This is a genomic window from Enterobacter sp. 200527-13 (assembly GCF_027924865.1).
Taxonomy (GTDB): domain Bacteria; phylum Pseudomonadota; class Gammaproteobacteria; order Enterobacterales; family Enterobacteriaceae; genus Enterobacter; species Enterobacter ludwigii.
The window spans coordinates 164,087-184,670 of the sequence record NZ_BSCM01000003.1; the positions used below are offsets into that span (position 1 = coordinate 164,087).

General features: G+C 56.2%; 18 protein-coding genes. 5 read left to right on the top strand and 13 right to left on the bottom strand.

From position 1 onward, the window contains the following. Positions 1 to 92: 92 nt before the first annotated feature. The 7 genes from kefC to QMG44_RS12880 all read right to left on the bottom strand — a co-directional run bounded on the left by kefC (position 93) and on the right by QMG44_RS12880 (position 9,767). Positions 93 to 1,958 (bottom strand): glutathione-regulated potassium-efflux system protein KefC, encoded by a 1,866-nt coding sequence (kefC, locus tag QMG44_RS12850; protein ID WP_232937778.1) that lies wholly within the window; start codon positions 1,956 to 1,958, stop codon positions 93 to 95. After that, positions 1,951 to 2,481 (bottom strand): glutathione-regulated potassium-efflux system oxidoreductase KefF, encoded by a 531-nt coding sequence (kefF, locus tag QMG44_RS12855; protein ID WP_020882557.1) that lies wholly within the window; start codon positions 2,479 to 2,481, stop codon positions 1,951 to 1,953. The genes kefC and kefF overlap by 8 nt, the downstream gene beginning before the upstream one ends. Positions 2,482 to 2,586: 105 nt before the next feature. Continuing rightward, positions 2,587 to 2,820 carry a YgdI/YgdR family lipoprotein gene (locus tag QMG44_RS12860; RefSeq protein WP_010427047.1) on the bottom strand — a complete coding sequence of 78 codons (234 nt, stop codon included), beginning with the start codon at positions 2,818 to 2,820 and terminating at the stop codon, positions 2,587 to 2,589. Between the two features lie 138 nt (positions 2,821 to 2,958). Beyond that, a complete protein-coding gene (carB, locus tag QMG44_RS12865) occupies positions 2,959 to 6,183 on the bottom strand; it encodes a carbamoyl-phosphate synthase large subunit (RefSeq protein ID WP_014168589.1) in 3,225 nt (1,074 codons plus the stop codon). Between the two features lie 18 nt (positions 6,184 to 6,201). Continuing rightward, positions 6,202 to 7,350: a glutamine-hydrolyzing carbamoyl-phosphate synthase small subunit gene (gene carA / locus QMG44_RS12870; protein ID WP_020882556.1), complete on the bottom strand. Its 1,149-nt coding sequence runs from the start codon at positions 7,348 to 7,350 to the stop codon at positions 6,202 to 6,204. Between the two features lie 454 nt (positions 7,351 to 7,804). Continuing rightward, positions 7,805 to 8,626, bottom strand: a complete 822-nt coding sequence (dapB, locus tag QMG44_RS12875) for a 4-hydroxy-tetrahydrodipicolinate reductase (protein ID WP_079231417.1) — start codon at positions 8,624 to 8,626, stop codon at positions 7,805 to 7,807. 133 nt (positions 8,627 to 8,759) lie between these two features. Beyond that, a complete protein-coding gene (locus tag QMG44_RS12880) occupies positions 8,760 to 9,767 on the bottom strand; it encodes a LacI family DNA-binding transcriptional regulator (protein ID WP_020882554.1) in 1,008 nt (335 codons plus the stop codon). Between the two features lie 188 nt (positions 9,768 to 9,955). Between QMG44_RS12880 and QMG44_RS12885 the strand changes: the two genes are divergently transcribed. The 5 genes from QMG44_RS12885 to QMG44_RS12905 are packed head-to-tail and all read left to right on the top strand — an operon-like array spanning position 9,956 to position 14,259. Then, positions 9,956 to 11,698 (top strand): class I mannose-6-phosphate isomerase, encoded by a 1,743-nt coding sequence (locus QMG44_RS12885; RefSeq protein WP_281853099.1) that lies wholly within the window; start codon positions 9,956 to 9,958, stop codon positions 11,696 to 11,698. 2 nt (positions 11,699 to 11,700) lie between these two features. Further along, on the top strand, positions 11,701 to 12,129 hold the full coding sequence (locus tag QMG44_RS12890; protein WP_025205457.1) for a PTS sugar transporter subunit IIA: 429 nt from the start codon (positions 11,701 to 11,703) through the stop codon (positions 12,127 to 12,129). 9 nt (positions 12,130 to 12,138) lie between these two features. After that, a complete protein-coding gene (locus tag QMG44_RS12895; protein ID WP_047955032.1) occupies positions 12,139 to 12,633 on the top strand; it encodes a PTS sugar transporter subunit IIB in 495 nt (164 codons plus the stop codon). A 10-nt stretch (positions 12,634 to 12,643) separates the two neighbouring features. After that, positions 12,644 to 13,441: a PTS sugar transporter subunit IIC gene (locus QMG44_RS12900; RefSeq protein ID WP_086533234.1), complete on the top strand. Its 798-nt coding sequence runs from the start codon at positions 12,644 to 12,646 to the stop codon at positions 13,439 to 13,441. Further along, positions 13,441 to 14,259 (top strand): PTS system mannose/fructose/sorbose family transporter subunit IID, encoded by an 819-nt coding sequence (locus QMG44_RS12905; protein ID WP_040018597.1) that lies wholly within the window; start codon positions 13,441 to 13,443, stop codon positions 14,257 to 14,259. The genes QMG44_RS12900 and QMG44_RS12905 overlap by 1 nt, the downstream gene beginning before the upstream one ends. 27 nt (positions 14,260 to 14,286) lie before the next feature. On the opposite strand, the gene QMG44_RS12910 is transcribed toward QMG44_RS12905, so the two are convergent. From QMG44_RS12910 to ileS, 6 genes are all read right to left on the bottom strand, one after another. After that, positions 14,287 to 15,057: a glucose-6-phosphate isomerase family protein gene (locus QMG44_RS12910; RefSeq protein WP_047743382.1), complete on the bottom strand. Its 771-nt coding sequence runs from the start codon at positions 15,055 to 15,057 to the stop codon at positions 14,287 to 14,289. Continuing rightward, complete coding sequence (locus tag QMG44_RS12915; protein ID WP_020882548.1) at positions 15,050 to 15,604, bottom strand: glucose-6-phosphate isomerase family protein; 555 nt, start codon at positions 15,602 to 15,604, stop codon at positions 15,050 to 15,052. The genes QMG44_RS12910 and QMG44_RS12915 overlap by 8 nt, the downstream gene beginning before the upstream one ends. Before the next feature lie 158 nt (positions 15,605 to 15,762). Further along, positions 15,763 to 16,713, bottom strand: coding sequence for a 4-hydroxy-3-methylbut-2-enyl diphosphate reductase (gene ispH / locus QMG44_RS12920; protein WP_079231421.1), 951 nt, complete (start codon positions 16,711 to 16,713; stop codon positions 15,763 to 15,765). Between the two features lies 1 nt (position 16,714). Continuing rightward, a complete protein-coding gene (gene fkpB / locus QMG44_RS12925; protein ID WP_020882546.1) occupies positions 16,715 to 17,164 on the bottom strand; it encodes an FKBP-type peptidyl-prolyl cis-trans isomerase in 450 nt (149 codons plus the stop codon). Between the two features lie 92 nt (positions 17,165 to 17,256). Further along, positions 17,257 to 17,757, bottom strand: a complete 501-nt coding sequence (lspA, locus tag QMG44_RS12930) for a signal peptidase II (RefSeq protein WP_020882545.1) — start codon at positions 17,755 to 17,757, stop codon at positions 17,257 to 17,259. Then, positions 17,757 to 20,573 carry an isoleucine--tRNA ligase gene (gene ileS / locus QMG44_RS12935; protein ID WP_086533233.1) on the bottom strand — a complete coding sequence of 939 codons (2,817 nt, stop codon included), beginning with the start codon at positions 20,571 to 20,573 and terminating at the stop codon, positions 17,757 to 17,759. The genes lspA and ileS overlap by 1 nt, the downstream gene beginning before the upstream one ends. Between the last annotated feature and the right edge of the window lie 11 nt (positions 20,574 to 20,584).

Here is a 20,584-nt window from a genome sequence, read left to right on the forward strand (position 1 = left end):
AATTGCCGCCACTATACGGAAAGCTTAATCTTTCGTCGACTGGCGGCTGAGTAAAGATAGAGAAATTTTTTAATATTGCTGGCAACTCCACTTCACGCGGAAGGTTTACTCTCCGGTTCGTCCGCCGGATCGCCGGTATGCTTGCCCTCTTCCGTGCCCTGCCAGCCGTGACGCTGGATAAGCGACAGGTGATTGCGGTCCTCGTTAATGATTTCCGTCAGCATCGCGCTGGTGCGTTTAAACACCGCTGCACGCTCGGTGGCTGTGCTGCCCGCCATCGCCACCATCTCTTCCACCATCTCGGTGTTAAAGCGGCGGAACAGGTCCGCACGTTCACGTGCTTCATAGGCCCCTAGCCCCAGATTTTCCAGCGCCATCCGGCCAGACTTGAGCGCACCTTCGAACGTTTCACGCTCTGGCGCCTCCACCCCTGCCTGACGCAGCCGGATGTAGTGATCCACATCGCGGGCGCGAGAGATAATGGTCAGCTCGGGGAAGTGTTCCTTGACCAGCTCCACCATCTGCATGCTGGTCTCCGGATCGTCGATTGCGTTAATCAACACTTCGGCTTTCGCCGCCCCGGCGGACTCCAGAAGATCGACACGCGTTGCATCCCCGTAAAACACTTTCATGTCGAATTTCCGCAGGGTCTCAATATGGTCGGGATCGTGGTCGAGGATCACCATTTTGACCCCGCTCGACAACAGCAAACGGCCCACGATCTGCCCGAAGCGACCAAACCCGGCGATGATCACCCGTGGCTGCTCCTCGTCGATCTCGTCGGCTTCGCGTTCTTGCTCGCTCCCCGTTTTTTCCAGACGCGCCAGCACCACCAGCAGAACAGGCGTTGCGGCCATCGACAGTGCGACGGCAAGCGTCAGCGCTTTCGCCCACTCAGCATCCAGTACGTTGGCCATCTGCGCCGCGCCAAAGACCACGAATGCAAACTCACTCCCCTGCCCCAGCAGTACGGCAAACCAACGACGCTGCTTGTTGGGCACCGTTAATGGACGCGCTATCAGCCACAGCATGCCCATCTTAATGACCAGGAAACCGACCAGCAGGATGAGGATCCGCAGCGGATGCGTTACCAGCGTGCCAAAGTCGATAGACATCCCAACGCCGATGAAAAACAGCCCCAGCAATAATCCCTTAAACGGCTCGATATCACTTTCCAGCGCATGGCGATATTCAGAGCTGGCCAGCAGCACCCCTGCCAGGAACGCCCCCATAGCCATCGATAGGCCGGCTTCCTCGAGCAGCAAACCAAAGCCAAACACCAGGAACAGCGCAACGGCACTGAAAACTTCACGCAGGCCGGAGCGAGCGACAAAGCGCAGCAGTGGTCGGGTCACGTAGCGGCCAAGCAGAATAACCAGCGCCAGGGCACCAACCACTTTCAGCGCAGAAAGCGCAAAAGCCCCCATGGTCGTTGAAGCACCGCTTGCGGCCAGCAGCGGGATCATCGCCACCAGCGGGATGGCGGCAATATCCTGGAACAGCAGCACCGAAAACGCGCTGCGCCCCATCTGAGAGACCGTCAGGTTACGCTCGTTCATTGCCTGCATGGCAATGGCCGTTGAGGAGAGTGCCAGCGTCAGGCCGATGAGTGTCGCAACTTTCCAGTCCATGCCCAGCAGGATACAGAACCCACCCAGCAGCAGACCACAGGCCACCATCTGCAACGCTCCCCCACCAAATACCGAAGCGCGCAGTTTCCATAACCGCCGGGGATCCAGCTCCAGGCCAATTACAAACAGCATCAGCACGACGCCGATCTCAGCAAAATGGAGAATCGCCTCGGCATCGGTCACCAGACGGAAGCCCCACGGTCCAATGACACAGCCGGCAATCAGGTAACCCAGCACCGAACCCAGCCCCAGACGTACCGCCACGGGCACAATCAGCGCAGCCGCGCCGAGGTAAATCAGCGCCTGTATCAGCGTATGGCTATCCATTGTTCGCCTCCTGCCACTCAAGTAACCGTTGTTTATAATGGCGTGCCTGCGCCTGCAACGTCTCATCATCGCAAACGAACGTACAGTGCATCGCAAAAGGAGGGAGCCAGTTCAGCCCACAATAGAGCGCCGTCGCCTGCAGCGGCTGTGACAGCACCTCAAAGCCCGGGAAAGCACCAATATCGAAGTGGCTTTCTCCCCCGCCGGTGGTCACGGCCCACATCAGGCTTTTGCCTTTAAGCGCGTGACCGTTGTGGCCATACGCCCAGCCGTGGGAAAAGACTTTATCGATCCACAGTTTGAGGAGCGGAGGGGTGCTGTACCATTGCATCGGATGCTGCCAGATAATTAAATCGGCACGAGAGAGCGCCTCCTGTTCGGCGGCGATATCGATATTAAAATCGGGATAAAGTTGATAGAGGGAACGTATCTCTACGTTATCAAGCGTCCTTACCTGCTCAAGCATCCGTTTATTTGCATGCGAGTGATGCGGATACGGATGTGCGTAAATTATCAGAATCATTAATTAGCCTGTTGTTTTACTGCCTTCTTTTACCAAAAGAGTGTAGTCAGTAATTCAACAGGCTAATAGTGAATATTATTGACGGGCTAACGTCAGAAATCTGAACTAGTTATCCAGTTCGCCCATGGATTTCACCTGGTCACGGTTGATCTGTTCAGTTTGACCCGTTTCGGCGTTTTTATAGGAAACCAGACCGGTGTCATCATCGACCTGCGGCTTACCGTCAGTCACTATCGTACGGCCATCCGTGGTTTTTACTGCCTGATTAGATGAACAGCCCGCAACGGTAAACATGGCGGTGGCAGCCAGAACGGACGCGATCAGAAGTTTATTTTGCATGGTGTTTTCCCCTGCTCTCAGTTGAATTTCGTTATCGACCTAACCATTTTAGGCTAACTGACTGAATGCGGTTGGAAAACCAGAAGGTTCTGAAGGTGGGAATAATACCCGGCAGCGAATACTGCCGGGTATGTTGGCTTACTTGTTAATCTGGGCGTGCATTTCCTGAACGGAAATCACCTTCTCGGTGGCATCAGCGTTAAGTGCCATCGCGGTGGCGAAACCACCGTTCAGGGTGGTGTCGTAATGCACTTTGTACTGCAGCGCGCTGCGGCGAATCAGCTTGGAGTCTTCAATCGCCTGACGACCTGCGGTGGTGTTAATGATGTAGGTGTATTCGCCATTCTTGATGCGATCCTGAATGTGCGGACGACCTTCATGCACCTTGTTCACCAGACGCGGATTAATGCCCGCTTCACCCAGCACAATGGCCGTGCCGTGGGTTGCATCCAGCTCGAAGCCCTGTTTCAGCAGCTTAGCCGCCAGGTCAACCACGCGCTCTTTATCGCCTTCGCGAACAGAGAGCAGCGCACGGCCAGATTTTTTCATGGTGGAGTTACTGCCTAACTGCGCCTTCGCGAACGCTTCTGCGAAGGTGCGGCCCACGCCCATCACTTCCCCGGTAGAACGCATTTCTGGCCCTAACAGCGGGTCGACGCCCGGGAATTTGTTGAACGGTAGCACCACTTCTTTCACCGAGTAGTACGGTGGGATAATTTCTTTCGTCACGCCCTGCTGTGCCAGCGTCTGGCCCGCCATCACGCGCGCCGCCACTTTCGCCAGCGGAACACCGGTAGCTTTGGAGACGAACGGTACGGTACGTGCTGCGCGCGGGTTCACTTCAATCAGGTAGACTTCGTTGTCTTTGACAGCGAACTGGACGTTCATCAGACCGCGAACCTGCAGTTCGAAGGCCAGCTTCTGCACCTGCTGGCGCATCACGTCCTGAATTTCCTGGCTCAGGGTGTACGCTGGCAGGGAACATGCGGAGTCACCGGAGTGAACGCCTGCCTGTTCGATGTGCTCCATGATACCGCCAATCAGCACCATTTCGCCGTCACAGATGGCATCCACATCCACTTCGACGGCATCGTCGAGGAAGCGGTCAAGCAGAACCGGCGCATCGTTGGACACGCTCACTGCCGTCTGGAAGTAGCGACGCAGGTCAGCTTCGTCGTAGACGATTTCCATCGCGCGGCCACCCAGCACGTACGAAGGGCGTACCACCAGCGGGTAGCCAATCTCTTTCGCCTTCTCAACAGCCATCTCGATAGCGGTGACGGTGGCATTGGCCGGCTGTTTCAGCTTCAGACGGTCAACCGCCTGCTGGAAACGTTCACGGTCTTCTGCACGGTCGATTGCATCCGGGCTGGTACCGATAACCGGCACACCAGCGGCTTCCAGCGCGCGCGCCAGTTTCAGTGGGGTCTGGCCACCGTATTGCACGATAACGCCTTTAGGCTTCTCGATACGCACGATTTCCAGCACATCTTCCAGCGTTACCGGCTCAAAGTAGAGGCGGTCGGAGGTATCGTAGTCGGTCGACACGGTTTCCGGGTTACAGTTGACCATGATGGTCTCGTAACCGTCTTCGCGCAGTGCCAGGGAGGCGTGAACGCAGCAGTAGTCAAACTCGATGCCCTGGCCGATACGGTTAGGACCGCCGCCCAGCACCATAATCTTGTCGCGGTCGACGGACGGATTCGCTTCACACTCATCTTCATACGTGGAGTACATGTAAGCCGTGTCGGTCGCGAACTCCGCTGCACAGGTATCCACGCGTTTGTAGACCGGGTGCAGGTCATACTGGTCACGCAGCTTGCGGATTTCCGCTTCACGTACGCCCGCCAGTTTGGCCAGACGCGCATCGGCGAAGCCTTTACGCTTCAGTACGCGCAGGAAGTCAGCGTCCAGGCCATTGATGCCCAGGTCCGCGACTCTTTCTTCCAGACGTACCAGCTCTTCAATCTGCACCAGGAACCAGCGGTCGATGTTGGTCAGGTTGAACACGCCATCAACAGAGAGGCCCGCACGGAACGCATCGGCGATGTACCAGATACGCTCTGCGCCTGCGTCTTTCAGCTCGCGGCGAATTTTGGTCAGCGCTTCAGGGTCTTCCAGACTCACTTTCGGGTCAAAACCCGTGGCCCCCACTTCCAGGCCGCGCAGCGCTTTCTGCAGGGATTCCTGCTGAGTACGCCCAATCGCCATCACTTCGCCAACAGATTTCATCTGCGTGGTCAGACGGTCGTTTGCGCCGGCGAACTTCTCGAAGTTAAAGCGAGGGATCTTGGTCACAACGTAGTCGATGGACGGCTCGAAGGACGCTGGAGTGCGGCCACCGGTGATGTCGTTCATCAGCTCATCGAGGGTATATCCCACCGCCAGTTTCGCGGCCACTTTCGCAATCGGGAAGCCGGTGGCTTTCGAGGCCAGCGCGGAGGAGCGAGAAACACGCGGGTTCATTTCGATAACAATCAGGCGACCGTTTTTCGGGTTCACGGCAAACTGAACGTTAGAACCACCCGTTTCTACGCCGATTTCACGCAGTACCGCCATCGAGGCGTTACGCATGATTTGATACTCTTTGTCGGTCAGCGTCTGGGCTGGCGCTACGGTGATGGAGTCGCCGGTGTGGATACCCATCGCATCGAAGTTTTCGATGGAGCAGACGATGATGCAGTTGTCGTTTTTATCACGCACCACTTCCATCTCGTACTCTTTCCAGCCAATCAGCGATTCATCAATCAGCAGCTCTTTGGTGGGGGAGAGATCCAGACCGCGTTCACAAATCTCTTCGAACTCTTCGCGGTTGTAGGCGATACCGCCGCCGGTGCCACCCATGGTGAAGGATGGACGGATGATGCACGGATAACCAACGTCAGCCGCCACGGCCAGCGCTTCTTCCATGGTATGTGCGATACCGGAACGCGCGGTGTCGAGGCCGATTTTCTTCATCGCCACGTCGAAGCGACGACGGTCTTCAGCTTTATCAATGGCATCGGCTGTCGCACCAATCATGGTCACGCCGAACTCTTCCAGCACGCCCTGACGCTCCAGCTCCAGCGCACAGTTCAGCGCCGTCTGGCCGCCCATGGTAGGCAGAACCGCGTCCGGACGCTCTTTTTCGATGATTTTGCGTACCACTTCCCAGTGAATCGGCTCGATGTAGGTTGCATCAGCCATTTCCGGGTCGGTCATGATGGTGGCCGGGTTAGAGTTCACCAGGATAACGCGGTAACCCTCTTCGCGCAGGGCTTTACACGCCTGGGCACCGGAGTAGTCGAATTCGCAGGCCTGGCCGATCACAATCGGGCCAGCGCCAAGGATCAGGATGCTTTTTATGTCTGTACGTTTTGGCATGGTCTTCTCGGCTCCTGATTATTTAGCGGTCTTACGGTATTGCTCAATAAGTTCGATGAAGTGATCGAACAGCGGCGCGGCATCGTGCGGGCCCGGGCTGGCTTCAGGGTGACCCTGGAAGCTGAACGCTGGCTTATCGGTACGATGAATCCCCTGCAGGGTGCCATCGAACAGAGACTTGTGGGTCACGCGCAGGTTAGCCGGCATTGATGCCTCATCCACTGCGAAGCCATGGTTCTGTGCCGTAATCATTACCGTGTTGTTATCGATATCTTTCACCGGGTGGTTCCCACCGTGGTGACCGAACTTCATCTTCACGGTGTTAGCACCGCTCGCCAGCGCCAGCAGCTGATGACCCAGACAGATGCCGAATACCGGGATATCGGTTTCCAGGAAGGATTTGATGGCGTCGATAGCGTAATCGCACGGTGCCGGGTCGCCAGGACCGTTGGACAGGAAGATACCGTCCGGATTCATCTTCAGTACCTCTTCAGCAGAGGTTTTCGCCGGGACAACCGTCAGGCGGCAGCCGCGGTCGACCAGCATACGCAGGATGTTGCGCTTGGCACCAAAATCGTACGCCACCACGTGGAATGGCAGGTCGCTCTCTTTTTTCGCTTCCGGCAGGTCTCCCGCCAGCGTCCAGCTTCCCTGCGTCCAGCTGTAGGCTTCTGCTGTGGTCACTTCTTTCGCCAGGTCCATGCCGTTCAGACCCGGGAAAGCTTTCGCTTTTTCCAGCGCCAGGGCTGCATCGAGGTTATCTCCTGCGATGATACAACCGTTTTGTGCACCCTTCTCGCGCAGCAGACGCGTCAGCTTACGGGTATCGATATCAGCAATCGCCACGATGTTATGGCGCTTCAGGTAGGAAGAGAGGTCCTCGGTGTTGCGGTAGTTGCTGGCAATCAGCGGCAGGTCGCGAATGACCAGGCCTTGCGCATGTACCTGAGAGGATTCTTCGTCAGCAGCATTGGTGCCGACATTGCCGATATGAGGATAAGTAAGAGTAACGATTTGGCGAGAATAGGAAGGATCAGTGAGGATTTCTTGATAACCGGTCATTGAAGTATTGAAAACGACTTCCCCAACCGCCGAACCCGTTGCCCCTATGGCCCGACCGATAAACTGGGTTCCGTCTTCCAGAACCAATAGCGCTGACTTAATCAAAACACCCTCCAGAGAATATTCACTCACTTTATTTGCATATTAATTCATAACCGCGTCATGAATCAATGCAAATGTGTTGCCAGCGGATTTTTGGCAAACGGCGGCATTCTGGGGATTTGGTGGCTAAAAGTCAACTTAAAACGGAGATTTGTCATATTCTTTTGCGAGCCTGAGAGAGCCAGGAGAGCTTAAGCGGCAAAAAGATCAGGTAAATCACTGCGGGAAACGCTTGCGCGGCAAGTTTAATGGGAAAGGCCGCTTCGTGGCATCAAAAAGTGGACCAGACGGTCAAAATTTACATTCAGATAACACAAAACACGTAGAAGAGATGAACTTTAGTGTGCAAATTAATAAAATTGCTATGAAACACATAAAATAAAAGGGCAATAAAATATTGCCCTATGCAATCAAAGCATTACGACTGCAATAACCACATCACGATGGGTAATAACGGTTACAAATTGTTGAGATCGAGCACATCTCGCATATCAAAAAGACCATTTCCCTTGCCTTTTAACCACAAGGCGGAGCGTACAGCGCCATTTGCAAACGTCATCCGGCTGGATGCCTTATGCGTAATCTCGACGCGTTCCCCAATATCGGCGAACATCGCCGTATGTTCGCCGACGATATCGCCCGCACGGACGGTAGCAAAACCAATCGTGCCGGGAACACGTTCACCGGTGTGCCCTTCGCGGGCGTAGACCGCGCAGTCTTTCAAATCTTTATCCAGTGCATGAGCAATCGCTTCCCCCATCGCCAGCGCCGTACCGGATGGCGCGTCGACTTTATAACGATGGTGCGCTTCAACAATCTCAATGTCGGTATAACTGCCCATGACCTTCGCTGCCTTCTCCAGCAGCTTCAGCATGACGTTCACCCCCACGCTAAAGTTTGCGGCGAAGACAATCGCAATCTCGTGTGAGGCATCCTGAATGGCCTGCTTCCCGGCATCATCAAAACCGGTGGTGCCGATCACCATTCCTTTACCGTGCTGACGGCAAAATGCCAGATGCGTGAGCGTGCCTTCCGGACGGGTAAAATCGATGAACACATCAAAGTCATCTTTTACCGCCTCCAGGCTGCTCTGCACGGTAACGCCTGTCTTACCCGCGCCCACCAGCTCACCCGCGTCAGCGCCAAGCAACGATGAGCCGTCACGCTCCAGCGCCGCGCCCAGTGCCACGCCATCCATCTGTAGTGCCGCCTGAATCAGCTGGCGACCCATACGTCCACCCGCGCCCGCAATGGCGACACGGATCTGTGCATCATGCATAGTTATTCTCTTACGTTAAAATGATGTAAACCGTTTTCAGATTAACCAGCCTTTGCAGATGCTGCCAACTGAAAACGACGATAATTAGAATTTAATGATAAACAGGAAGAAATATCAGCAAAAGGCATAATCTTCAGCGAAAACCGCACGATTCGCGGACCACCAGCGCGGGCGGTAAAATAATGCGTTTCGCCGGCTCCCGGTTCCCCTGTATCCGGCTGAAAAGCAGTTCGCCAGCCTTACGTCCTATCTCCTTCGCGGCAACGGAGACGGTAGTCAGTGCAGGCTGTACCAGCCCGGCCTCGGTAATATCGTCAAAGCCCACCAGGGCAAAATGGCGTCCCGGCTCGCGTCCCATTTTGCGTAAACACTGCATAACGCCAAGGGCAACAATGTCCTGGTAACACACTGCAGCGGTAATCTGAGGATGGTTCATCAACAACGCTTCCGCCACGCGTGCGCCATCACTCTGGCTTGCCTGTGAGGTGACGATCCATTCGGGATTCGGCGTCACACCATACTCCAGTAATTTACTGGTAAATCCGCCGATACGCTGAGCGCGAGACCCCGAATTCAGGCTACCGCCGATAAAGGCAATCTGACGATGCCCCATCCTCAGTAGATGCTCTGTCGCCATTTGGGTGCCAAGGAAGTTATCGGTTCCCACAAAATCAAAGTCCGGATCGTTTAGCGGTCGCACGACCATAATTGCCGGAATATTGCGTCGCTTAAGACCATCGAAAAAGGCCTGCGGGGTTTCTCGCGCGGCACACAGCACCATGCCACAGACGTTGTTACGCATCAGCGAATCCACAAACTTTTGCTGTCGCTCGGACGACTCTTCGCTGTTTGCCAGAAACAGCAGAAGGTCGTGGCGTTCCATCTCATGGCTTAGACCTGCCGTCATTTCGCCATAAAAAGGGTTCGTGATGTCATGCAACAGGAGCCCCACCTGATTACTGCTGCGGTTTCGCAGGTTGGCTGCCGTCTGATTGTAAACATAGCCCGATTCATCCAGCGCCTGAAGTACGCGCTCCCGGGTCCGTTGCGAGATCCGCCCTTTATTACACAGCACCATTGATACGGTGGCGGTTGAAACCCCGGCGCGTTTTGCCACATCAGCCAGCGTGATACCCGTCATGATCGCTCCTTGTCGTTCACATCAGATTAATCGAATAACCTTAATTTTGCACTTTTGCGCGTGAGCCTCTTCACATAATGGCCGCCTTTTCGCCACTTATCGCCAGAACTGGCGGGTTAATCGCGTTAATCACCCTTCCCAAACAAGGTTAATCGAATAACCTTAAGCAACGAAGACGGAGAGAAAAGATGGCAACTTACGATAAATTCCCGGAAGTCGCAGTAGAGGGGTATGACGATTGTGCCTGGCAGGGCTGGGACGCGATTGTGCGCGAGCTTACCCACAGAGCGGGTCAATATACACGCACCGTGCTGGTCATTGACTGCTACCCCGGCGTCAGGCTGGAGGAACTGGAGACAAAACTGCTGCCAGCATTGGGGGCCACGCTGACGCTCAATGCCGAACAGATGCGTCTCGACGAATCCGCTTTAAGCCGGTTGCTGGCCCGACATCTCACTGACGACCGCGTCTTCGGCGTGCTCTCCTGCCACCAGCTCGACGAATTCATTGACCCGGTGAAACGCGAGGCGTTGCAGGCGCAGGTCGAACGGTGCCGCGAAGGGATAATCGTTATTTACGGGCCGGGTGCCGCGCTGGTTAATGCAGGTGATATTCTGGTCTACGCCGATTTACCGCGCTGGGAGATCCAGCAGCGCATGCGCAGCGGTGAACTGGCTAACTGGGGCGCAGCGAACCAACACGAGGATATTCTGCGTCGCTACAAACGCGCCTTTTTCATTGAATGGCGCGTATTCGATCGTCACAAAACCCCGCTGCTACGGCGTACTGATTATCTCCTGGATACCACCCAGGCGGATAATCCGGCGATGGTCGGCGGCGATGCGCTGCGCGCCGGGTTGCAACACACCACCCAACGTCCTTTTCGTGTAGTGCCCTTTTTCGACCCCGGCGTCTGGGGCGGACAATGGATGAAACAGAAATTCGATCTCGATCCCTCTGCGCCTAACTACGCATGGTGTTTTGACTGCGTGCCCGAGGAAAACAGCCTGTTGCTTCGTTACGGCGCGGTGCGGATCGAGATCCCCTCTCAGGATTTGGTGCTGCTGCACCCCCGGGCGCTGCTGGGTGAAAAAGTGCATGCCCGTTTTGGCGCGGAATTTCCCATCCGCTTTGACCTGCTAGATACCCTCGGCGGGCAGAACCTGAGTTTTCAGGTGCATCCGACCACGGAGTACATACAGCAGCATTTTGGTATGCATTACACCCAGGATGAGAGCTATTACATCCTTGAGGCAGAACCAGGGGCTCAGGTGTATCTGGGTACCCGAACGGGTACCCGGCCCGAAGCGATGATGGACGACCTCAGACGGGCCAGCCGCGGTGAAAAGCCGTTCGACGATGCCCGCTTCGTCAATCATCTTGCGGCGAACAAGCACGATCATTTTTTGATCCCCGCCGGTACGGTTCACTGTTCTGGAGCAGGAACCGTGGTACTTGAGATCAGCGCCACGCCTTACATTTTCACCTTCAAGCTCTGGGACTGGGGACGACTGGGAATGGATGGGCAGCCCCGCCCGGTTCATCTGGCGCATGGCGAAAAGGTGATCGACTGGCAACGCGATACGCAGTGGGTCGAACAGCATCTTGTAAATCAGTGTGAACCCCTCGGCGAAGACACCGGCTGGCGCGAAGAGCGGACCGGGCTTCACGAACGTGAATTCATCGAAACGCGTCGCCACTGGTTCAGTGAACCGGTAACGCACTCCCCCCACGGAGGTGTGAATGTCCTTAATCTTGTTGAAGGTGAAGAGGCGACGGTAGACAGCCCCGGCGGCGCATTCGCCCCGTTCGTCGTGCACTACGCAGAAACGTTTATCGTCCCCGCTGACGCAGGCGAATACCGTATTTCTCCGTCAGGGCCGAGCTGCGGTAAATCCATTGCCACCATTAAAGCCTGGGTAAGAGGTTAACCATGATTCACATTATTGTGGCGACACACGGCCCGCTGGCCACTGCCCTGCTGGAAAGCGGAAAAATGGTGTATGGCGATCTTCCTCATCGACAGGCGGTATGTCTGAACGCACAGGCTGGCATAGCGGGGTTTCGCCGTGACTTCGCTGCGGCATACCACCGCGCAGGTGCGGGCGCAGACGGCATCGTCGTCCTGTGCGATATGCAGAGTGGAACACCGTGGAATGTGGCCTGCGAATACGCGTTTAATCCCCAGACGCATCCGCCGGTCGCCGTGGTGGCAGGAGTCAACTTCCCCATGCTCTTGCTCACCGACGACATTCTGATGGCCCGGGATGTCCATGCCGCCGCCGCGCAGCTCATCGAATTAACGCAGCCCACCCTGGTTCAGGCAAAACGGGTGGAATCCGCCCAGAACGACGATTTCTAAGGAGCTTATATGAGCATTTCGTTTGTACGTATTGACGACCGGGTGATCCACGGGCAGCTCGTCACGCGCTGGGCCAAAGAGCTGCCCTGTGATGGCATCGTGGCAATTGACGATGCCGTCGCGGCCGATCCGCTGCTCTCGTCGGTAATGAAAGGCGCGGTGTCAGATACCAGAGTGTGGCTGTTCGATACCCTGACCGCCATCGAAAAGCTGCCGAAAGTGATTGCCAGCGATAAGCGCTACTTCGTGATTGGCAAATCGCCTGTCACCCTGCAACGTCTTGAACAGGCAGGCATAAGCCTGAAGAGCGGCAATGGCAAAATTAACGTCGGGCCAATGAGTGCCCGCGCCAACACCATCACCATTGGCCCTAATCAGTCCGTAACGCCAGAGGAGGCAGCAGCCTTTGACTGGCTGACTGAACAGGGGCATGCCATCGAGTTTCGTCTGGTGCCCGATGCCAGTTTTTACAGCTGGCAGGACGCCCGGCAAAAACTGAAATAAGGAGCGCATGATGATTTTCGAAGCTTCTCTCATCGGTCTGCTTTGCTATCTCGGTGCACTCAGTAGTCCCTGGCTGTTTGGCCTGACGGGCGGCTGGTATCTCATCTCCCGCCCGCTGGTTTCGGGGATGCTGGTGGGCCTGATTCTGGGCGACGTTAAAACCGGGATCATGATTGGTGTGGCGGTGCAGGCCGTTTATATCGCGATGGTCACCCCCGGCGGTTCAATGCCTGCCGATCTCAATTTTGTCGCTTATCCTGCTATCGCGCTGGGGATTCTGTCGGGCAAAGGGCCAGAGGTGGCCGTGGCGCTGGCGGCGACCATTGGCATTGCCGGAACGATACTGTTTAACGCCATGATGGTATTGAACTCGTTCTGGAACCACCGCGCCGACGTGGCGCTTGAGCGCGGGGATGAGCGCGGAATTTATCTTAACAGCGCGGTCTGGCCGCAGGTGATGAACTTTGTTCTGCGCTTTGTGCCGACGTTTATCGCCGTCTATTTTGGCGCACAGTACATCAGCGGGTTTATGGACAGTCTGCCCGGCATCGTGCTTTCGACCATGAACGTGCTGGGGGGCATCTTACCGGCCGTTGGGATCGCCATCCTGCTTAAGCAGATCATCAAAAGCTACAGCATGCTGATCTACTTCCTGGTGGGCTTCATATGCATTGTGTTCCTGAAGCTCAACATGGTGGCGCTGGTGATTGTGGGCGCCCTGCTGGCGTTAATTCATTACAACTACAAGCCGGAAGCGCCGCAGGCTGTCACGCCGGGTAGGCCCGCCGACGATGAGGATGAATTCTGATGGAAGACCGTAAACTGACCCGAAAAGATCTGCGCCGCTGCTGGCGAGCGTGGATGATGCATAACCTCTCTTCGATGAGCTTCGAGCGTCTGGAATCGTTCGGCTTCTGTCTGAGCATGTTACCGGTCGCCAAAAAACTCTACCCGGATGCCGCCCAGCGCACCGAGATGCTGCGCCGCCACGCCTCGTTTTACAACACGGAGCCGCAGATCGGTGCCATCGTAAACGGTATGGCGCTTGGGCTGGAAGAGAAAAAAGCCAACGGCGAGCCCATTGATGGCGAAACGATCAATACCCTGAAGGTGGGGCTGATGGGACCAATCGCGGGGATTGGTGACTCAATGATCCCCGGCATGCTGATCCCCATTTTGCTGAGCATCGGTATGGCACTTGCCGCCGGAGGAAATGTTCTTGGCCCGTTGTTCTACACCGTCGCCTGGCTGGCCATCATTATCCCGGGATCCTGGTTTCTGTTTCTGAAAGGCTACCAGATGGGCTCAGGATCGGTCGAGATGCTGGTGAGCAGCAAGTCAACGCGACTGCGCGAAGCTTTGTCTCTGCTGGGTGTATTTGTGATGGGCGGCGTGGCGGCAAGCTACGTTAAGCTGGGCACCGGGCTGGAATTTATCACCCGTGACGGGGTTAACATCCATGTTCAGCAGATGCTTGACGGTATCTTCCCGCAGCTATTACCGCTTCTGGTGGTGCTGGGCACCTGGTATCTGATGGCGAAACGTGGCGTCTCCCCGGTCAGGGCCATGATTGTGTTGCTTGCGCTGGCGGCGCTGGGCGTCGCGTCAGGTCTGTTTGCCGGATAAGACAGCCGGGGCAATGCCCCGGTTTTTTTATGGGTGGAAGTTATGCCACAGTTCGGCCACTTTATCCGGGCGAGAGATAAACTGAAAGCGAGCAGGATCGGCAATAAATTGCGTATAGACAGGCTCATCCGTCAGGCCGAATTCGCTGTAGCGACGCGGTGTGATCATCTGTAGCCGCCCCGGCAGATAATGCGTGTTGTGCTGCCAGATGATATGGCTCCCCTGCAGCAGCGGATACCAGGCCAGTCCTTTACGCGCCCGCACGGCATCATATTCAAAACCATATTCCCTGTCGCACCACGCACCGAAGGTCAGCGGTTCATCCGGCGAGGCAGAGATAGTGGCATGCCCCCAGCCAGGCGGAACCAGCACCTTTTCGCCCGGCCCGGCCAGTACGGCGAAACAGCGCCCGGGATCGTCCGCAACATACTCCTGCATATAGATAATGGCGCGCCCCTGCCAGATTTCATACAGCTCGGGCGGAGACCAGCCGCTGTGACGGCTTTTACGGTGTACATGCCCCTGGCTGCGGATCGGCTCTTCACCCAGCGTTCCCGTCGCGTAGGTCACGACCCCAAACAGCAGCATGCGTTTTTTCAGCTCCTGCCGGTCTGCCAGACGGGCGACATCCATCGCGATAGCATAAACGTCTTCCGGCCCTGAGCAGTCAGGATCCCGTAACGACGCGCGGATCTCATCAAGCGTACGGATCTCTGGCATCGGGCCAGTGACGTCCTCACCGTAGCTGAACCCCAGCGGGTGCCGGGTGATGGTCATGTCCAGCCCAAAGTTATCCATTCTGAACCTCCCAGCCACCGTCAGTGGTCAATACCCGCACGGCAAAACCATCGGGTAACGCGGCATAGTCGTGTCCGGCGACGGCGGGCCAGACCGCGAGTGAAGAGAGCGTGGTCTCACCGGTATTGATTAAACGGTGGGCGGTAAAAGGCGCAATAATATGGACGGATCCCGGCATCACGCACTCCAGACGGGTTTCGCCGGATGTCGTCTGGAGTAAAAGCAGGCCACTTCCCCGCAGTCCAAAATAGACTTCGCCCTGTTCACGACGTTGATGAAAATGGCCACGGGTCATAAAGAATTCCCGGCCAATTTTACCTGCATGTAAATGGGTTACGCCGACAAACAAGGCCCCTTCCTGTGCAGGCGATTCCAGCATTTCGACGTCATACACCGTCTGATGCGGATCGCATTGTGCCCAGGCGTCTCGATCGGCAAACAAACCATTGAGATCGGCAAGGCGTGTGGATTTAAGAATAAGTGCGCCGCGGGCAAGTGTACCACTGGCCCAGGCCACCAGAGGCGGCAGGATAATATCTGAAGTCATCGTCTTCTCCGGCCCGAGGAGAACAACCCGCCCAGCATAACAATTTAAACGATTAACCTGCGCATCAAAGGCGCAATGTGTCAGGTGAATCACAGTTAATCAGCAATAAAAATGCCGGCCACTGACGTGGCCGGCATTCGGGTCATGCGCGAGGAAACTTACTCGACTTCGCGTGCGTCGATACGCAGCTCTTTCGGGACCTCGAAAACAATATTCTCTTCGCGTCCTTCCAGCGGGACCGCTTCGCCGCCGCCCAGTTCCTGCAGACGGGAAATCACGTTCTGCACCAGGATATCCGGAGCCGAGGCGCCGGCGGTTACCCCGACACAGGACACGTTTTTCACCCATGCTTCCTGGATATCGCTGGAATCATCAATCAGATAGGCCGCTTTCCCCATTCGCTGCGCAAGTTCAGCCAGACGGTTGGAGTTAGAAGAGTTTTTCGAACCGACAACCAGCACCACGTCCGCCTGTTCAGCCAGAGCACGCACCGCTTCCTGGCGATTGGTGGTGGCGTAGCAAATGTCGTCCTTACGCGGGCCGACGATTTTCGGGAAGCGCTGGCGCAGGGCGTCAATCACGTCCGACGTATCGTCAACGGAGAGCGTCGTCTGGGTCATAAACGAGAGACGCGTTTCATTTTTGACGTTCAGCGTAAACACATCTTCCGGCGACTCCACCAGGTACATCCCCCCTTCCGGGTTGCTGTACTGGCCCATGGTACCTTCGACTTCCGGGTGGCCGGCATGGCCAATCAGGATCGACTCTTCACCACGACGGCTGGCGCGCGCCACTTCCATATGCACTTTGGTCACTAATGGGCAGGTGGCGTCGAACACGGTCAGATCGCGGCTTTTCGCTTCGTTACGCACCGCCTGAGAAACCCCGTGCGCGGAGAAAATCAGGATCGCGCCGTCAGGCACTTCGCTGATCTGCTCAATGAAGATCGCGCCACGCTCGCGCAGGCTGTCGACGACATAACGGTTATGCACCACTTCGTGACGCACATAAATCGGCGCGCCGTAAATCTCGAGCGCGTTTTCAACAATGCTGATAGCGCGGTCTACACCGGCGCAAAAGCCGCGCGGGTTAGCCAACAGGATCTGCATTTCAGGCCTCCAGTACCGGATCGATCTCCAGCACTTCAATATCAAAATGGACGGTGCGCCCGGCAAGCGGATGGTTGAAGTCAACGGTGATGGAGTCACCATTGATTTCGCGGATCACGCCAGGCATTTCGCTGCCATCCATAGCGGTAAAGAGCATGATCGCCCCGATTTCCGGCTCACCTGCATCCATAAACTCGCGGCGCGAGAAGTACTGAACAAGGTCCGGGCTTGGCACGCCAAACGCGGCATCCGGCTCCAGCGAAAATGCCTTTTTCTCGCCTTCTTTCAGGCCAAGCAGCTGTTGCTCAAGACCTTCAGACAGGGAGGTGTCGCCGAGACGAAACAGGGCGGGTTTGCCGTTATTGCGGGTGGATTCAGCCGTGGAGCCATCATCCAGTTTCAGCGTGAAATGAACGAGAACCGCGCTGTTGCTCTGTACGGATTTAGACATGCAAATTGCTCGCTTGTTTTGACCCACCGGTGAGAGACGGGAGGCCAGACATTCTGTAGGCCGGGGGCGCATGCGCCACCCGGCATTTACATTTAAGCCTGTTTCTTCGCGGCCGCGTTCGGCAAGAAGCCTTCCAGCACGATTAACGCCGCGCCGATGCAAATTGCGCTGTCGGCGAGGTTAAAGGTCGCGAAGTGCCAGTCGCCGACATAGAAGTCGATCATATCGACCACAAAGCCGTGCCACAGGCGATCAAACAGGTTGCCCAGCGCGCCACCGATAATCAGCGCATAGGCGATGTTATTTAGCTTTTGTGTTGCCTTCGAACGGTACATCAGCAGCGATAGCACCACACAGATACCGATAGCGATACCTGCAAAGAACCAGCGCTGCCAGCCACCGCTGTCAGCAAGGAAACTAAACGCCGCACCGTAGTTACGTGCGTAATGCAGGTTAAGCGACGGGAACAGCGACACCGTCTCCCCCAGAGCAAAATTCTGGAGGATCAGGAACTTGCTGCCCAGATCGATAATCAGCACTACCACCACCAGCCACAGCCAGCGCAGTCCTGTTGAACAGAGAGTTTTACTCATCAGGCAAACTTACGTTTCTCGCCGTCACCGGCGACGTTGCTGACACAGCGTCCGCAGATATCTGCGTGTTCCGCCACCTGGCCGACATCAGTGGTGTAATGCCAGCAACGCGGGCATTTATCACCTTCGGCTTTGCTCAGTGCGACTTTCAGTCCTTTGAGCAGTTCGCTCTGCTGTGCATCAGCAGACGCCTGGGCATAATCCGCAACTTTCGCACCGGAGGTCAACAGGACAAATCGTAATTCATCGCCCAGCGCCGTCAGTTTCGCCGCCAGCTCTGGCTCGGCGTACAGGGTAACTGCCGCTTCCAGCGAGCCGCCGACTTTCTTGTCTGCACGCGCCTGCTCGATAACCTTGTTCACTTCGCCACGCACTTTCAGCAGCTCGTCCCAGAAGGCATCGTTCATCGCTTCGGTGCTGGAGAGATCGAACAGACCTTCATACCACTCGCCGGTGAAGACATACTTCTCACGGTCGCCTGGCAGGTAACCCCAGATTTCATCTGCGGTGAAGGACATGATCGGTGCCATCCAGCGAACCAGCGCTTCTGCGATGTGGAACAGCGCAGTCTGGCAGCTACGACGCGCCACGCTGTCCGCTTTCGCGGTGTACTGGCGGTCTTTGATGATGTCGAGGTAGAACGAGCCCATCTCGATGGAGCAGAAGCGCATCAGGCGCTGCACCACTTCGTGGAAATCATAAGATTCGTAAGCCTTCAGGATATCTTCCTGTGCCGCTTTCGCGCAGCCTACCGCCCAGCGATCCAGAACCACCATCTCTTCCGGTTTCACCATATCTTTTACCGGATCGAACCCGTTCAGGTTCGCCAGCAGGAAGCGCGCGGTATTACGGATACGACGATAGCTGTCGGCAGCACGTTTCAGGATCTCGTCCGACACCGCCATTTCGCCGGTATAGTCGGTAGAAGCAACCCACAGACGCAGAATGTCCGCGCCCAGTTTGTTCATCACGTCCTGCGGAGAGACGGTGTTACCGATCGATTTAGACATCTTACGGCCCTGACCATCCACGGTGAAACCGTGGGTCAGCACCTGGCGATACGGTGCTTTACCTTTCATGGCGGTGGAAATCATCAGCGATGACATGAACCAGCCGCGGTGTTGGTCAGAACCTTCCAGATACATATCTGCCGCGTGGCCGGCAAATTCCGGACGCACGTCAACAACAGACGCGTGCGTTGAACCGGAGTCAAACCACACGTCCAGGGTATCAGGCACTTTCTCGTAGTTGTCTGCATCAGCGCCCAGGATGTCGCGGGAATCGAGATCCCACCATGCCTGAATGCCGTCAACTTCAACACGCTTCGCGACTTCTTCCATCAGCGCCAGGGTGTTCGGGTGCAGTTCCTGTGTCTCTTTGTGCACGAACAGAGACATTGGCACGCCCCAGGTACGCTGACGGGAGATACACCAGTCAGGACGGTTAGCGACCATGGATTCGATACGCGCCTGACCCCAGTCCGGGATCCACTGCACGCCTTTGATCTCTTTCAGGGACTGCTCGCGCAGGCCTTTCTGATCCATGCTGATGAACCACTGTGGGGTCGCACGGAAGATGATCGGAGATTTGTGACGCCAGCAGCACGGATAGCTGTGCTGCATTTTCTCAACGTGCAGCAGCGCGCCGCTGGTGCGCAGCATGTCAACGATGATGTCGTTTGCTTTGAAGACGTTGATACCGTCCAGCGCCGGGTAGGTGCCTGGCAGGTAAGAACCGTCAGGGCCAACCGGGTTCGCGATTTCAAGACCGTATTTCAGGCTGATGCTGTAGTCGTCAGGACCGTGGCCACCGGCGGTATGTACCGCACCGGTACCCGCATCCAGCGTCACGTGATCGCCCAGAATCGCCGGCACATCGAAGTCCAGGAACGGGTGTTTGAAGCGCATCAGCTCCAGCGCGTCACCTTTCACGGTGCCCAGCACGGTATAGTCGGCGATGTTCGCGCGTTTCAGCACGCTTTCGACCAGATCTTTCGCCAGGATCAGCGCCTGACCGTCAACCTGCACCAGCGCGTACTCGAACTCACCGGACAGGGAGATCGCGCGGTTTGCTGGCAGCGTCCACGGGGTGGTGGTCCAGATAACCAGCGAGATGGGGCCGTTGACAGAGGTCACGCCAAATTTGGCTTTCACCGCCTCCTGATCGACCGCGTGAAAGGCCACGTCGATAGACGGAGAGGTTTTGTCGTAATATTCCACTTCCGCTTCTGCCAGCGCAGAACGGCAGTCCACGCACCAGTGCACCGGCTTCGCGCCTTTGTGCAGATGGCCGTTACCGATGATTTTACCCAGCGCACGGATGATGTTGGCTTCGGTTTTGAAGTCCATGGTCAGGTACGGACGTGACCAGTCACCCAGCACGCCCAGGCGGATAAAGTCCTGACGCTGACCGTGAACCTGCGTGGCCGCGTATTCGCGACATTTTGCGCGGAATTCTGCCGCGGTGAACTTCTCACCCGGCTTACCAAACTCTTGCTCAACTTTCAGTTCGATTGGCAGACCATGGCAGTCCCAGCCCGGAACGTAAGGCGAGTCATATCCCGCGAGGCCTTTGGACTTCACGATAATGTCTTTCAGAATCTTGTTTACAGAGTGACCAATATGAATGCTGCCATTCGCATATGGAGGGCCATCATGCAGAATGAAGGTTTTTTTGCCTTTTTTGGCTGCACGGATGATGCCGTACAGGTCATCATCGGTCCAACGCGCCAGCATTCCCGGTTCGCGCTTGGCGAGATCGCCGCGCATCGGGAACCCTGTTTCCGGCAAATTCAGGGTTGATTTATAGTCACTCATCAGATTCTCGG

What these genes read in the sequence shown, in the direction of transcription:
- kefC (WP_232937778.1), bottom strand. Translation starts at nt 1,958, where the DNA reads ATGGATAGCCATACGCTGATACAGGCGCTGATTTACCTCGGCGCGGCT.
- kefF (WP_020882557.1), bottom strand. Translation starts at nt 2,481, where the DNA reads ATGATTCTGATAATTTACGCACATCCGTATCCGCATCACTCGCATGCA.
- QMG44_RS12860 (WP_010427047.1), bottom strand. Translation starts at nt 2,820, where the DNA reads ATGCAAAATAAACTTCTGATCGCGTCCGTTCTGGCTGCCACCGCCATG.
- carB (WP_014168589.1), bottom strand. Translation starts at nt 6,183, where the DNA reads ATGCCAAAACGTACAGACATAAAAAGCATCCTGATCCTTGGCGCTGGC.
- dapB (WP_079231417.1), bottom strand. Translation starts at nt 8,626, where the DNA reads ATGCATGATGCACAGATCCGTGTCGCCATTGCGGGCGCGGGTGGACGT.
- QMG44_RS12880 (WP_020882554.1), bottom strand. Translation starts at nt 9,767, where the DNA reads ATGACGGGTATCACGCTGGCTGATGTGGCAAAACGCGCCGGGGTTTCA.
- QMG44_RS12885 (WP_281853099.1), top strand. Translation starts at nt 9,956, where the DNA reads ATGGCAACTTACGATAAATTCCCGGAAGTCGCAGTAGAGGGGTATGAC.
- QMG44_RS12890 (WP_025205457.1), top strand. Translation starts at nt 11,701, where the DNA reads ATGATTCACATTATTGTGGCGACACACGGCCCGCTGGCCACTGCCCTG.
- QMG44_RS12895 (WP_047955032.1), top strand. Translation starts at nt 12,139, where the DNA reads ATGAGCATTTCGTTTGTACGTATTGACGACCGGGTGATCCACGGGCAG.
- QMG44_RS12900 (WP_086533234.1), top strand. Translation starts at nt 12,644, where the DNA reads ATGATTTTCGAAGCTTCTCTCATCGGTCTGCTTTGCTATCTCGGTGCA.
- QMG44_RS12905 (WP_040018597.1), top strand. Translation starts at nt 13,441, where the DNA reads ATGGAAGACCGTAAACTGACCCGAAAAGATCTGCGCCGCTGCTGGCGA.
- QMG44_RS12910 (WP_047743382.1), bottom strand. Translation starts at nt 15,057, where the DNA reads ATGGATAACTTTGGGCTGGACATGACCATCACCCGGCACCCGCTGGGG.
- QMG44_RS12915 (WP_020882548.1), bottom strand. Translation starts at nt 15,604, where the DNA reads ATGACTTCAGATATTATCCTGCCGCCTCTGGTGGCCTGGGCCAGTGGT.
- ispH (WP_079231421.1), bottom strand. Translation starts at nt 16,713, where the DNA reads ATGCAGATCCTGTTGGCTAACCCGCGCGGCTTTTGCGCCGGTGTAGAC.
- fkpB (WP_020882546.1), bottom strand. Translation starts at nt 17,164, where the DNA reads ATGTCTAAATCCGTACAGAGCAACAGCGCGGTTCTCGTTCATTTCACG.
- lspA (WP_020882545.1), bottom strand. Translation starts at nt 17,757, where the DNA reads ATGAGTAAAACTCTCTGTTCAACAGGACTGCGCTGGCTGTGGCTGGTG.
- ileS (WP_086533233.1), bottom strand. Translation starts at nt 20,573, where the DNA reads ATGAGTGACTATAAATCAACCCTGAATTTGCCGGAAACAGGGTTCCCG.